Raw genomic sequence first — 13,012 nt, 5'->3', positions numbered from 1 at the left:
GTCACGCCGCCTTCCGCGACGGGGCGAGAACGGGTCGTGCAAGGACGAGCCCCGCGACCACCAGCAGCACCTCCAGCGTCGAGACCACGGCCAGCACCGGATTGAGCCGATAGTTGATGTCGCCCCACAGCATGAGCGGGAGCGTCTTCAGCTCCGCGCTCGACAGGAATAGCGTCAGCACCAGTTCGTCGAACGAGTGCAGGAAGGCGAAGAATGCCGCTGCAGCCAGGCCCGGCATGATGGCAGGCAGCGTCACCAGGCGGAACACTGTCAGGGACGATGCGCCATGGACGGCGGCCGCCTGTTCGAGCCTGGTATCGACGCCTTGAAGCGATGCGGACAGGATCACCACGACGATGGGAAGGCCGCCGATCGCATGCGCCGCGGCAAGGCCGAAGACGGAGCCGACGAGATCGAAACGCAGGAACAGGCTGTAGAGAGAAAGGCCGAGCACGACCGGAGGAACGATGATCGGACTTACGAGAAGCAGCATGATGGCGGACTTGCCGCGAATGCTGCTCCTGACGATGCCGAGGGCCGCCGAGGCGCCCAGCACGATCGCGATGCCGGCGGACATCGCCGCCACGACCAAGGATGTCCAGAACGCCCGCATCCAGTTCGAGTCGGAGAAGAACTGCTCATACCAGCGTAGTGAGAAGCCCGGCGGCGGGAAGGTCAGATAGCTCGCGCTGCTGAAGGAAATGATCATCACCACGATGATCGGCAGAATGAGAATGGCAATGACCAGGCCGCCCATGATGCGGACGGTCCAGGTCCCGCAGCTCGCCGGCAGGCGCCCGAACAGCCTCAGAAGCGGCCAGCCGATCAAATCGGCAGCCGAGCCGCCGAAGCTGCGGCGGCCGACATCGCCCGTGTAGCGGTCTGTGGCTCTTGGCGTGGCCTCCGTCAGCTTGCGGCCGCCCCAAATGAACTCGAAGCCGAGGAAGCGTCCGGCCACCGCGACCACCGCCAATGTGATCGTCAGCAGCACAACGCCCAAGGCCTGCAGGAATCCCTCCGACGTGACCGAGTCCGCCTGCTGGGTGATATGCATGGCAAACATCTGGTCACCGGGTCCCCCGAGCAGGGTCGGCGTAATGAAGAAGCCGATCGCTGCGACGAAGACCAGCAGGAAGCCGGCGCCCATGCCGGGCAGGGTCAGCGGCAGCAGCACGCGCCAGAAAGCCGCAATGGGCCCGGCGCCGCTGGCCAGCGCCGCGCGGGTCAGGCTTTGATCAAGGCGCGCCACGCTGGAATAGATCGTCAGCACCATTAGCGGCAGAAGCACCGCGGTCATGCCGAGAAGCACCGTGCCGCGATTGAAGAGAAGCTGCACGGGCTCGCTCAATATGCCGATCGAAACCAGCAGCTTGTTGACCGGCCCGTTGCGGCCGAGCAGGACCATCCAGGCGTAGGTTCGGATCAGGATGGCGATGAAGTAGGGTAGCACGATCGCGGTCGCGATCAGGACCTGGGCAATGCCGCGACTGCGGTGAATGAGCAGCGCAGTCGGATATCCGAACAGCAGGCACAGGCCCGCGACGGTGACCGATATCTGCATCGTGCGGACGAGTGATTCCCAATAGAGCGGTATCGCGAATACCCGCGCGAAATACGACGACCACGATGGTCCGCTGACACTGATACGGATGAGATCGATCAGCGGGAGGAGATAGATGAAGGCCAGGAAGGCAAGCGCCGGCAGGAGCAGCAGCGCGGGATCTTTCAACCTCCTGACGAGATCAAGCTCCGCAGGACGGTCCGCCTGGACGCCGATCGATGCCGAGGTCATGCAAGCACCCAGCAGTCCGCGGCGCCCCAGCTCACGTGCAGGCGATCCCCGACGGAGGGCAGGGGCCGGTCCGCCATGTCGGTACACCTGATCAGGAGCGGCTCTCCGCCCTCCATGTTCGCCTCGATCCGCAGGATCTCGCCGAGGAAGATCGCAGACGTGACGCTGACGGGCGTGGAATTCGCGGTTGACTCGTTCGACACGGCGATGCGTTCCGGGCGCACCAGCACGGTTGCGCGCCCGACGTCGATCGTGTCCCGGCTTTCGGCGTTGAACACGTATCCCGCGCGGTTCTTCATCGTCAGCGTCGATCCGCGCTTCTGCAGAATCTCCGCCTCGATCAGGTTGCTCTCGCCGACGAACGAGGCGACGAAGCGATCGGTCGGATGCCGATAGATGTCCAGCGGGCGGCCGATCTGGACGATCTTGCCGGCGTTGAGCACCGCGATGCGGTCGCTCATGGTCAGGGCTTCGCCCTGGTCATGGGTGACGAATAGGATCGTGCTGCCGATGGTCCGGTGCAGGTCGCGAATCTCGATCTGGATCGACTCGCGCAGCCGCCTGTCGAGGGCGCTGAGCGGTTCGTCCATCAGCACGACCCTCGGCCTCCTGACGATGGCGCGCGCGATCGCGACGCGCTGTTGCTGTCCGCCCGACATCTGCGAGGGGGACTTCGTCGCGTGCTCCGTCAGGCGCATGATTTCCAGCGTCTCGGCGACGCGTCGATCGGTGGTTGCCCGGTCGACGCCCGCCATGCGGAGCGGAAACGCGACGTTCTGGCTCACCGTCATGTTCGGAAACAGCGCGTAACTCTGGAAGACCATGCCGAAGCCGCGCTTGTGCGTGGGCACATTGTGGACGGGCTTTCCGTCGACGAGAATTTCGCCGCTGTCGAGGCTCTGGAATCCGGCCACGAGGTTGAGCAGCGTCGTCTTGCCGCTGCCGGAAGGTCCGAGAAGCGTGATGAATTCGCCCGGCTCGATGTCGATGCTGATCCGGTCGACCGCATGAAAGCTGCCGTATCGCTTCACCGCGTCGCGGACGGCGATGCTCGATCCGATGGTGCCGCGCTCCAGGGGGCGGCCGCTTGGCGCCGTCCGAGCGCCTACATCGCCGGAGCGCGTCGTGCGCAGAGCCGCGGGCTCACCCATTTTCTCCTCCCCACTTGTTCTATATTGTAGAACGCTATTCCAATTATTGTTGGCGCAGCGCGCGCACTTGTCAAGTCGCGACGTTCAGTCGCGACGCAGCGGCGCGTCGCCGCGATTGCCTGAGCAGACGAGATCCTCTGCAAACAAAGGCCTCTCCGGTGAAGCCAGATTGACAGTCGCGTTCAAATCCGTCTAACATTTATTTGGAATGGTGTTCTACAATATAGAACGATCACGGGAGGATGATGGTGTTGAGCGAGCCTCGCGCAATGGCGAAGCACATCGAGCCGGGCATGCGCGTGGCGCTGCCGGTCGATTACGCCGGCGTCTCCATGGCCATGACGCGGCCGATCATCGAGCATGGCGCGGGCGATCTCGATCTCGTGTGCGTGCCGACCGGCGGATTGCAGGTCGACCAGCTTGTCGGCGCAGGTCTGGTCCGGACGGTGGAGACCAGCGCCGTCTCGCTCGGCGAAGCCGGTGGAGCGCCCCGGTTCAACGCGGCCGTCAAGGAAGGCGCGATTCGACTGAAGGACGCGACGTGTCCTGCCATCCATGCGGGCCTGATCGCGGCGCAGAAGGGCAGTCCCTTCATGCCGCTCCGGGGGTTGATCGGAACGGATCTGCTGCGCCATCGCGACGATTGGCGCGTGGTCGACAATCCGCTGGCGGACGGGGGCGATCCGATCGTGCTGATTCCGGCCATCAAGCCCGACGTCACGATCTTCCACGTGCCCATGGCTGATCGCTTCGGCAATGTCTGGATCGGACGGCGCCGCGAGCTTGCCGCCATGGCCTACGCTTCGCGCACCGTTCTGGTCACGGTGGAGCGAGTCGTCGAAGAAAATCTGCTCGCCGATGAGATGAGCGCTGCCGGCGTGCTGCCCGCGCTCTACGTCACGGCAGTCGCGCGCGCTCCGAAGGGGGCGTGGCCCTACGGACTGTGGGGTGAATATCCGGCCGACAGCGCAGAGATCGCACGCTATGCGAAGGCCGCGCGAACGGCCGACGGTTTCTCTGCCTATATGGCGCAGGCGCAGATGGAGCCCGCGTGATGGCCGAGGTTCTCCCTCGCGAAGTGCTGATCTGCACGATCGCGCGGCTGCTCGACGGGGTCAGGCATGTCGCCGTAGGGGCCTCCTCTCCGATTCCTGCCGCCGGCGCGATGCTGCTGCGTGCAATGAAGGAAGCGGGCGGTGACGTCGGTCCACGCATTTCCATTCTCGGCTCTGTCGAGCATAATTTCTTCACCAACGGTTCGGCGGAGCTGTTCGATTGTGCTGGTCAGGGCCGGATCGACGCGTTCTTCCTTGGCGGGGGGCAGATCGACGGCTACGGCAACGTGAACCTCGTCGGGATCGGTGATTATCCGCGCTCTAGCGTGCGCTGGCCCGGCTCGTTCGGGTCGGCCTATCTCTACTTTGTCGTGCCGCGGGTCATCCTCTTCCGCGAAGAGCATACGCCGCGCGTCTTCGTCGAGAAGGTGGACTTCATCAGTGCCCCGGGCGTCAGTCCTGAGGGAGTCTTCCGGAGCGGCGGCCCCGTTGCCCTCTTGACCGGCAAGGGTCTCTTTCGGTTCGACAAGACGCAGCCGGGGTTCGAGCTGGAGAGCGTTCATCCCGGGCACGATCTTGCGGAGATCAAGCAAGCGACCGGTTTCCGGTTTGCGCATGACGCCGAGCCGCGGCAGACCCCGCTGCCCGATCGATCGACGCTCGACCTGCTCCGCGGCCGTGTCTTCGACGAACTCGCCGAGACCTATCCCGAATTCGCTGCGCAGATGCGGCGCGATCTTGTGGCGGTCGACGCATGAGCAGGATCAAGCGGGTCCCGCATTGCAGCCATTGGGGTGCGTACACGATCCTCGTCGAGGACGATCGCATCGTGGGCGTCGAGCCGTTCGAGCACGATCCGGCGCCTTCCCCGATCATCCATTCCATTGCCGAATGGGCCAACCCCGAGCGCCGCGTGCTGCGACCGATGGTCCGCTCGGGCTGGCTCGACAAACGCGAGAAGAGCGATCGCCGGGGCCGTGGCCGCGAGAAATTCGTGCCGGTGAGCTGGGACGAAGTGACGACGCTGGTCGCCGACGAAGTGCGCCGCGTGGCCGGCACTTTCGGCAACGCGTCGATCTTCGCAGGCTCCTATGGTTGGACCAACTCCGGCCGCCTGCATCATGCTTCTTCGCTTCTGAAGCGCATGCTCAATCTGGTTGGCGGCTTCACCAGGCACGTCGACACCTATTCCATCGCGGCAGGTCCGGTGATCTTGCGCCACACGCTGGGCAGTGACGATGCATGCGGCGGCCGCGCCAATACGCTCGACACGATCGCGCAGCACACCGAGACGCTGGTGGTGTTCGGCGCTCTGTCGCCGCGAACCGCGCAGAACGAGGCCGGTGGAATTGGCAGCCACCGCCTTGAGACTTATCTTAGGAAAATCGTCGAGCGCCGTGTCAAGGTTATCCACGTCTCGCCGCTGAAGGACGATCTGCCCGACTGGGTCAATGCCGAATGGTGGCCGATCCGGCCGAACACGGACACTGCGCTGATGCTCGGCCTTGCCGGCGAGATCGTGAAGGCGGGCCGGCATGACAGGGATTTCCTGGCGCGCTGCACCAGCGGCGCGGATCGCCTTCTTCGCTATCTCGAAGGCAAGGCGGATGGCGGACCCAAGGACGCTGCGTGGGCCGCCGGCATCTGCGGGCTCGATGCGGGTCAGATTGCCGAGCTCGCAAGGCGCCTGGTCGACACGCGGAGCATGCTGACGGTGAGCTGGAGCCTGCAGCGCGCCCATCACGGCGAACAGCCGTTCTGGGCGGCGCTCGGACTTGCATCGATCGTTGGCCAGATCGGATTGCCGGGCGGCGGCGTCGGCTACGGCTACGCCTCGCTGGGGGGCGTGGGGGCACCGCTCAATCTGGGCCGCTCTCCTGCCATTTCGCAACTGACCAGGCCGATCGACAGCTTCATTCCGGTGGCGCGGATCAGCGACATGCTGCTCAATCCCGGCAGGCCGTTCAGCTACGAAGGCGAGATCCACACCTATCCGGATACGAGGCTGGTCTATTGGGCGGGCGGCAATCCCTACCACCATCATCAGGACCTCAATCGCCTGTCGGAAGCCTGGACGAGGCCCGAAACGATCATCGTGCAGGACCCGATGTTCACGGCGACAGCCCAGCGCGCCGATATCGTGCTGCCGGCAACCACGTCGATCGAGCGCAACGATCTTGCCGGCAACAGGCGCTCCGACTTCATTCTGGCGATGAAAAAGGCCATCGAGCCGCTGGGCGAATCCCGTTCCGACTTCGAGATCTTCAACGCGATTGCAGGCAAGCTCGGCGTGGCCGATCGGTTCAACGAGGGCCGGGACGAAATGGGCTGGGTCCGGCATCTCTACGAAGCCTGCCGCAGCGACGCCTCGCAGCGCTTCGGCTTCGCGATGCCGGATTTCGATGCGTTCTGGGAGGCCGGCTACACCCGCTGCCCAGTGAAGACAGAGCATACGTTCCTGGCCGACTTCCGCAACGAGCCGGAGGCGCATGCGCTCAGGACCGAAAGCGGAAAGATCGTGCTCGGCAGCGAGGCCCTGGCCAGGCTGGACTATGCCGACTGCCGTCCGCATCCCGCGTGGATCGAGCCGGCTGAATGGCTCGGCAATGCCGCCGGGCCCGGCCAAATGCACCTCATCTCGCACCAGCCGGCCGGCCGTCTTCACAGTCAGCTCGAAACCGGCGCATCGAGCCGGGCGATGAAGCGCAATGGCCGTGAACAGGCTCGCCTTCATCCTGACGACGCGGCAGCTCTCGGCATCGCTGACGGCCAGACGATCCGCATCTGGAACGGTCGCGGGGAGTGCCTTGCGACGGCAGAAATCACCGACAGGGTCCGTCAGGGCGTACTGGTGCTTCCGACCGGCGCCTGGTTCACGCCGACAGGCAATAGCGGCCTGGAAATCGCCGGCAATCCGAACGTGCTCACGCTCGATATCGGCACGTCCCAATTCGGACAGGGCTGCTCGGCCCATACCAGCCTCGTGCGAGTCGAGCCCTACGCCGCCGACCGGCGCGATGCGTTCGAAGCCTATCAGGAATCGCTCGTCGCGCTCGCGGCAGTCTAACAGGAGCTTGGAACATGTCTGCGCCCGCCATCAGCCGCTTTCCCGTCCCCGACATCGCAACGCTCCCCGAGGATATCCGCTCGCGGATCGAGGCGGTTCAGGAGAAGTCCGGCTTCGTCCCCAACGTCTTCCTGACGCTCGCGCATCGTCCTGACGAGTTCCGTGCGTTCTTCGCCTATCACGACGCTCTGATGGACAAGCCCGGGCCGATCACCAAGGCCGAGCGCGAGATGATCGTTGTCGCGACCAGCAGCGCCAATCAATGCCAGTATTGCGTCGTCGCACACGGCGCCATCCTGCGCGTGCGCGCGAAGAATCCGCTGATCGCGGATCAGGTCGCCGTCAATTACCGAAAGGCCGATATCACCGCCCGGCAGAGGGCGATGCTCGATTTCGCGATGAAGGTTTCGGCGCGCGCCTATGAGGTGGACGACTCCGATCTCGAGGATCTCAAGGGGCACGGATTCACCGAGGAGGACGTCTGGGACATTGCGGCCATCGCTGCATTCTTCGGCATGTCGAACCGCCTCGCCAACGTCACCAGTATGCGTCCGAACGACGAGTTCTTCGCGATGGGACGCTGAACGCCGCGGACGAGAACTGCAATGGTATCGCTGGTTATCGACAGACGCTTCCGGGGCCCGCCCAACTCCGGCAACGGAGGCTACGTTTGCGGATGTCTCGCAAGGCACCTCGTCGGAGACGCCGAAGTGACGTTGCGCGCCCCGCCGCCGCTGGAGCGGCCGCTCGACATTCTGACTGGGGCCGACGGCGGGATCGAGTTGCGCGAAAACGACAGGCTGCTCGCGACGGCGCGTGCAGCAGGCATCGATGTGCCGGACGTTCCCAGGGTGAGCTACGAGGCGGCCGAAGAGGCGGTCGGCAGAACACCCTATGATGAGCAGACCCACAACCTCCCGGCATGCTTCGTCTGTGGGCCCGCACGTGGCCATGGCGACGGTCTCCGGATCTTCGCAGGTCCGCTGCAAGCGGGGTCAGTTCCGGGCAAGCCCGTCGTGTTCGCCGCCTCCTGGGTGCCTCATGCCAGTCTGTCCGGCGAGGACGGCTATGTCGCGCCCGAATTCGTCTGGGCCGCTCTCGATTGCCCGACCGGCTATTGCAGCGTGGGCGCCCGTCACCTCGGATTGAACGGTGACGAGACGGCCCTGCTCGGACGCATGGCCGCTCGGGTCGATCGCCGGCCGCGTCCCGGAGATCGATGCGTGGTGGTGGCGTGGCCGACCGGGCGGGAAGGCCGCAAGCTCTTTGCCGAAAGCGCCTTGCTCAATGCGGAGCAGGAGGTGTTGGCGACCGCGCGAGCCACCTGGCTGTTGGTCGACCGGCAGGTCCAGCTCGGAGCAAGTGCATGAACGTGAACTGGAAGCAGATATGAGTGGCTGCGATACAGAGCTCGAACTTCGTCAAGCCATTATCGACGCGTGTCGCGAGATGGCAGCGCAAGGCATCAACCAGGGAACGTCCGGAAACATCAGCGTCCGAACCGACGACGGCATCCTGCTCACGCCGTCCGGTCTTCCATACGACCGCATGAAGCCCGAAGACATCGTGGCCATGAAGTGGGACGGTTCGTGGACCGCGTCGGCCGGCAACGTTCCGTCGACGGAATGGCGTTTTCACCTCGATATCCTGAGATCGAAGCAGGAGGTTGGCGCCGTCGTTCACGCTCATCCGATCTTCTGCACGATCATCGCGATCATGAATCGCTCGATCCCCGCGATTCACTACATGATCGCCGCTGCCGGCGGAAACGACATTCCTTGCGCGCCCTATGCGCAATACGGTACGGCGGAGCTGTCGCAGGCGGCCCTGAACGCGCTCCGCTATCGCCGTGCCTGCCTGCTCGCACATCACGGGTTGATCGCCGTCGGTCCCAACCTGCGCAAGGCCATGTGGCTCGCGGTGGAGGTCGAGGTGCTCGCCAAGCAGTATCACGGCTGTCTTCAACTCGGCTCTCCTCCGCTGCTGCCGGACGAGGAAATCGACAGCATCCTGAAGCGATGGGGGCAGTACGGCCTGCGCGATAACGACGGCACGCCCAAGATTCCCCAGCGGTCGAGCTAGAGCATGATCCGGAAAAGTGTGAAGCGGATTTCCGAGAAGATCATGCTCAAACAAAGACCTAAAGCGCGATGACTATTCATCCAAATCTCATCGCGCTTTAGATTACGATCAAACCACTGTCTGCGAGAAATCATGGCTCACTCTCACGACGTCAGCGTCTGCGGTACTTACATTCTGGATATTCTGGGGGTCCCTGTGACCGAGATTCCGCCCGGTGGCGGCCGCTTGCTGATCGAAGAAATTCGGCTCGCGGTCGCAGGCACCGCGGGCGGAACGGTCGTTCCTTGCGCGCGTCTCGGTCTGAAAGCGCTCGCGGTTGGCGCCGTCGGCTCCGACGAGAAGGCCGATTGGATGCTGAACGCGCTGGAGCGTGAAGGCATCGACATCTCTCTCATGGAGCGGATGGCCGACAGTCCGACCTCGGCCACGATCCTGCCGATCCGGCCCGACGGCTCGCGTCCGGTCATGCACGCAAGGGGCGCCTCCGCTCGCTGGCGTATTGCACCCGAAGTGCAAGCGGTCGCCTGCCGCAGCAAGATTCTGCATCTCGGAGGGGTTGGCTCCCTGCTCGCGATGGATGGAGCGCCTTCCGTCGCTTTGCTGCGCGACGCGAAGGCGGCCGGTTCTACGACGACGCTCGACCTCATCCAGGCGCGGCGTGAAACGCTGGCGCTGGTCGAGCCGCTGCTGCCCTACGTCGACTTCTTCATGCCGAGCATCGATGAGACCAGTGCCATGGTCGGAACCGACGATCCCGCCGCGTGCGCGCGGTTCTTCATCGACAAGGGAGCGGGGGCCTGCGCTATCTCTCTCGGTGCCGAAGGTTCCTTCGTGATGACGCGCGACGGACGACAGTTCACGGTGCCGGCGTTCGAGGTCGCGGTCCGCGATACCTCGGGATGCGGCGATTCCTATACGGGCGGCTTCATCGCGGGTCTCGCCCGCGACTGGGATCTGCTCGACTGCGCCAAGCTCGCGACCGCGACGGCGGCGATCGTGGCGACGGGGCTGGGTTCGGGCGCCAATCTCGTATCGTTCGAGGATACGGTCCGGGCCATGAACACGCTGCCGGTCCGCAAGCCTGCTCGCGCCTGATCTTTCACACCAGTAAAAACCATTCATTCGGACAACAGGGGAGAACGCAACATGGCCCGACATGCGATCGTGACGGGAGCAAGCCGCGGAATTGGCCGCGCGATAGCCATTGGCCTCGCCAAACGCGGCTACGATCTCGCGCTGACCGACATCGCCGCCCAGGAGAAGGTTCTCCTTGAGACCGTCGCCGAAGTCAGGGAGCTGGGCGGTCGCTGCATCCCGGTGCTGGGCGACGTCAGCGACATCGGCGACTGCAGGCGGGCCGTGGCCGAAGCGGTGAGTGGCCTTGGGCAAGTCGACGTTCTCGTCAACAACGCAGGGATACTGAGGCTGGCGACGATCGACGAACTGACGCCCGACACGTGGGATCAGACCTTCGCCGTCAACACGCGCGGCGTCTTCCAGATGACCCAGGCCGTGGTGGCGCATATGAAGGAACGCAGGTACGGGCGGATCGTCAACATCGCTTCGCTCGCCGCCCGAACGGGCGGTCCGGGACAGTCGCACTACGCTGCATCGAAGTCGGCCGTGGTCGGCTTCACGCGGGTCTCGTCCATGGAGTTTGGAGGCTACGGCATCACCGTCAATGCCGTGTGTCCAGGCATCATCGTGACTGAGATGGGGATGAACAATCTCCGCGATCCCGAACGAGTTGCCTATTTCGAGAAGGTTACGGACCTGCACCGGCTCGGGCAACCGGAGGACGTCGTCGGTCCTGTGGCGTTCTTCGCATCGGACGATTCCGCGTTCGTAACGGGGCAGGCTCTCAATGTGGACGGCGGCATATTCTACAGTTAGAACAGTAGGAGCAGGCAGCGACCTCCAGACTTGAAGCCGCCCGCCAGGCGGAATTCAGCGCGGCTTCCTGCGGGTGCGAGCGCTGGTGCGACCGCCGCACTGCCTCGATGATCCAAGCCGATCACCTCGGTCGCGGCGTTGACGCTTGTCGAGCAGGGCAGGATCGCGCTGGCCGACCCGATCTCGCGGTGGATCCCGAGTTCGGCACCCGGTGGCAGGCGGATCCCGTGAATGGCCTGGTCATGATCTACCTGATCCCGCACCAGGTGCCGGTGTCGGCAAATTCAGGAGCAACAACCGCGACCGGACGCGGCGCAGCCGGTCGTCGCGCCTTGCCCGTCTACCAGCGTGGCACCTATGCCGCGCTGTAGCGGGGGCTCGCGCGCTCGGAGCGGGGACACGCATCGGTCGGCATGTCGAAGCCGGCGGCAACCCCCTGGCCGGCGATCACATTGATATGCCCGAGCGTAGCGATGGCCGGGCGCGGGAACCTCTTGGCCCAAATCCGCCTGGCGCCTTCACATTTTGCCGTATCTGCGGCCTGAGCTATGCCGGGTCGAGCTTGTCAGCCAGAGTTTATTCTGCTCAGTGTCCATCCAAACTTTGCCGCGATACGCGCATGCACGCATCGACTAAAGTCGAGGATTAGGAGGAAACATAATGCGTAAACTGATTTGGACCCTGGCCGTGATCGCTCCGATGCTCGGCTCCGCGGCGCGGGCGGAGGACACGATCAAGCTCGGCTACATCGACCCGCTGTCCGGAGGCGGAGCCAGCGTGGGCGAGGGTGGTCTGAAGACATTCCAGTATCTGGCCGAGGAGATCAACGCCAAGGGCGGCATTCTCGGCCGAAAAGTCGAGATCGTCCCCTTCGACAACAAGACCAATCCGCAAGAGACGCTGGTGCAGGCCCAGAAGGCGATCGACGCTGGGGTTCGTTACATTACACAAGGCAACGGTTCATCCGTCGGCCTGGCGCTCGAGGATTTCGTCACGAAATACAATACGCGTAATCCCGGCAAGGAAGTGCTCTACTTCAACTATGCTGCCGTCGATCCGGCCATGACCAACGAGAAGTGCAGCTATTGGCATTTCCGCTGGGATGCCAGCTCGGACATCAAGATGGAGGCGCTCACCAGCTACATCAAGAACGTCGCTTCGATCAAGAAGGTGTACCTGATCAACCAGGACTATTCGTTCGGCCAGTCGGTACGCAGCGATGCGCGCAAAATGTTGACTGCGAAGCGGCCTGACATCCAGATCGTCGGCGACGAGCTGCATCCGCTGCTCAAAGTCACGGACTTCTCGCCCTACATCGCCAAGATCAAGGCTTCCGGTGCCGACAGCGTCATTACGGGCAACTGGGGTCAGGACATCGCACTGCTGCTCAAGGCCGCCGCTGATGCTGGTCTGAAGGTCAATTGGTACACTTACTATGCCGGTGGCGCCGGTGGGCCGACCGCGATCAAGCAGACGGGTCTCGACCATCAGGTGTTCCAGCTGACCGAAGGTTTTGCCAATTCGGGCCACCAGGCCGCGATGGATTACGAGAAAGCCTTCCGTGCCAAGGTCAACATGTCGCTTTGGTATCCGCGTGCGGTCAACGAGATGCGCATGTTCAAGGCCGCGGCAGAGAAGGCCAACTCAATCGAGCCCGTGAAGGTAGCGGCGGCGCTCGAGGACCTGAAGCTCGAGGTCCTTGATGGCGGTACCGGCTTCATGCGCAAGGATGACCATCAGTTCTTCCAGCCGATCTACATCTCCTCCTTCGGCAAGCTTGCCGCGAACGAGCCGTTCGACGAGGAGAACACCGGTTGGGGCTGGCATCTGGTCACCAAGGTCGATACCCCCCAGGCCATGGTCTCCACGACCTGCAAGATGACGCGACCGTAACGGCCACACACGCCGCCAGCCCGCAGCATTCTCGTTGCGGGCAGGCGGCGGCCGAAACGCTTCCTGGATGGAAACCGGG

The 13,012-nt window shown here is 63.9% G+C and carries 13 protein-coding genes; 11 read left to right on the top strand and 2 right to left on the bottom strand.

The window, feature by feature from the left end; translation table 11 throughout:
- Position 1 precedes the first annotated feature (1 nt).
- Positions 2 to 1,792: an ABC transporter permease subunit gene (locus ACSHT2_RS12320; RefSeq protein ID WP_440641798.1), complete on the bottom strand. Its 1,791-nt coding sequence runs from the start codon at positions 1,790 to 1,792 to the stop codon at positions 2 to 4.
- On the bottom strand, positions 1,789 to 2,943 hold the full coding sequence (locus ACSHT2_RS12315) for an ABC transporter ATP-binding protein (protein ID WP_440641797.1): 1,155 nt from the start codon (positions 2,941 to 2,943) through the stop codon (positions 1,789 to 1,791). Before ACSHT2_RS12315 ends, ACSHT2_RS12320 begins: the two co-directional genes overlap by 4 nt.
- A 245-nt stretch (positions 2,944 to 3,188) precedes the next feature.
- Here ACSHT2_RS12315 and ACSHT2_RS12310 point away from each other — a divergent pair, with 245 nt between their 5' ends.
- The 11 genes from ACSHT2_RS12310 (at position 3,189) to ACSHT2_RS12260 (ending at position 12,933) form a co-directional block, all read left to right on the top strand.
- Positions 3,189 to 3,998 (top strand): CoA transferase subunit A, encoded by an 810-nt coding sequence (locus ACSHT2_RS12310; RefSeq protein ID WP_440642825.1) that lies wholly within the window; start codon positions 3,189 to 3,191, stop codon positions 3,996 to 3,998.
- Positions 3,998 to 4,756: a CoA-transferase gene (locus ACSHT2_RS12305; RefSeq protein ID WP_440641796.1), complete on the top strand. Its 759-nt coding sequence runs from the start codon at positions 3,998 to 4,000 to the stop codon at positions 4,754 to 4,756. Before ACSHT2_RS12310 ends, ACSHT2_RS12305 begins: the two co-directional genes overlap by 1 nt.
- On the top strand, positions 4,753 to 7,065 hold the full coding sequence (locus ACSHT2_RS12300; protein WP_440641795.1) for a molybdopterin-dependent oxidoreductase: 2,313 nt from the start codon (positions 4,753 to 4,755) through the stop codon (positions 7,063 to 7,065). Before ACSHT2_RS12305 ends, ACSHT2_RS12300 begins: the two co-directional genes overlap by 4 nt.
- A gap of 14 nt (positions 7,066 to 7,079) precedes the next feature.
- Complete coding sequence (locus tag ACSHT2_RS12295; protein WP_440641794.1) at positions 7,080 to 7,649, top strand: peroxidase-related enzyme; 570 nt, start codon at positions 7,080 to 7,082, stop codon at positions 7,647 to 7,649.
- Between the two features lie 126 nt (positions 7,650 to 7,775).
- A complete protein-coding gene (locus ACSHT2_RS12290; RefSeq protein ID WP_440641793.1) occupies positions 7,776 to 8,435 on the top strand; it encodes a hypothetical protein in 660 nt (219 codons plus the stop codon).
- Positions 8,436 to 8,454: 19 nt separating this feature from the next.
- A complete protein-coding gene (locus ACSHT2_RS12285; RefSeq protein WP_440641792.1) occupies positions 8,455 to 9,147 on the top strand; it encodes an L-fuculose-phosphate aldolase in 693 nt (230 codons plus the stop codon).
- 132 nt (positions 9,148 to 9,279) lie between these two features.
- Positions 9,280 to 10,242 (top strand): carbohydrate kinase family protein, encoded by a 963-nt coding sequence (locus ACSHT2_RS12280; RefSeq protein ID WP_440641791.1) that lies wholly within the window; start codon positions 9,280 to 9,282, stop codon positions 10,240 to 10,242.
- Positions 10,243 to 10,293: 51 nt separating this feature from the next.
- A complete protein-coding gene (locus ACSHT2_RS12275; RefSeq protein ID WP_440641790.1) occupies positions 10,294 to 11,040 on the top strand; it encodes an SDR family NAD(P)-dependent oxidoreductase in 747 nt (248 codons plus the stop codon).
- A gap of 138 nt (positions 11,041 to 11,178) precedes the next feature.
- A complete protein-coding gene (locus tag ACSHT2_RS12270) occupies positions 11,179 to 11,271 on the top strand; it encodes a hypothetical protein (RefSeq protein ID WP_440641789.1) in 93 nt (30 codons plus the stop codon).
- Complete coding sequence (locus tag ACSHT2_RS12265) at positions 11,268 to 11,411, top strand: hypothetical protein (protein WP_440641788.1); 144 nt, start codon at positions 11,268 to 11,270, stop codon at positions 11,409 to 11,411. The genes ACSHT2_RS12270 and ACSHT2_RS12265 overlap by 4 nt, the downstream gene beginning before the upstream one ends.
- A 289-nt stretch (positions 11,412 to 11,700) precedes the next feature.
- On the top strand, positions 11,701 to 12,933 hold the full coding sequence (locus tag ACSHT2_RS12260) for a branched-chain amino acid ABC transporter substrate-binding protein (protein WP_440641787.1): 1,233 nt from the start codon (positions 11,701 to 11,703) through the stop codon (positions 12,931 to 12,933).
- Positions 12,934 to 13,012 lie beyond the last annotated feature (79 nt).

Source organism: Bradyrhizobium sp. PUT101 (assembly GCF_052043945.1).
GTDB lineage: Bacteria > Pseudomonadota > Alphaproteobacteria > Rhizobiales > Xanthobacteraceae > Bradyrhizobium.
Note: the sequence above shows the minus strand (reverse complement) of the source record. Positions and strands in the feature narration are given on the sequence as shown.

Coding starts and splice junctions, on each gene's coding strand:
- ACSHT2_RS12320 (WP_440641798.1), bottom strand. CDS start 1,792: ATGACCTCGGCATCGATCGGCGTCCAGGCGGACCGTCCTGCGGAGCTT.
- ACSHT2_RS12315 (WP_440641797.1), bottom strand. CDS start 2,943: ATGGGTGAGCCCGCGGCTCTGCGCACGACGCGCTCCGGCGATGTAGGC.
- ACSHT2_RS12310 (WP_440642825.1), top strand. CDS start 3,189: ATGGTGTTGAGCGAGCCTCGCGCAATGGCGAAGCACATCGAGCCGGGC.
- ACSHT2_RS12305 (WP_440641796.1), top strand. CDS start 3,998: ATGGCCGAGGTTCTCCCTCGCGAAGTGCTGATCTGCACGATCGCGCGG.
- ACSHT2_RS12300 (WP_440641795.1), top strand. CDS start 4,753: ATGAGCAGGATCAAGCGGGTCCCGCATTGCAGCCATTGGGGTGCGTAC.
- ACSHT2_RS12295 (WP_440641794.1), top strand. CDS start 7,080: ATGTCTGCGCCCGCCATCAGCCGCTTTCCCGTCCCCGACATCGCAACG.
- ACSHT2_RS12285 (WP_440641792.1), top strand. CDS start 8,455: ATGAGTGGCTGCGATACAGAGCTCGAACTTCGTCAAGCCATTATCGAC.
- ACSHT2_RS12280 (WP_440641791.1), top strand. CDS start 9,280: ATGGCTCACTCTCACGACGTCAGCGTCTGCGGTACTTACATTCTGGAT.
- ACSHT2_RS12275 (WP_440641790.1), top strand. CDS start 10,294: ATGGCCCGACATGCGATCGTGACGGGAGCAAGCCGCGGAATTGGCCGC.
- ACSHT2_RS12260 (WP_440641787.1), top strand. CDS start 11,701: ATGCGTAAACTGATTTGGACCCTGGCCGTGATCGCTCCGATGCTCGGC.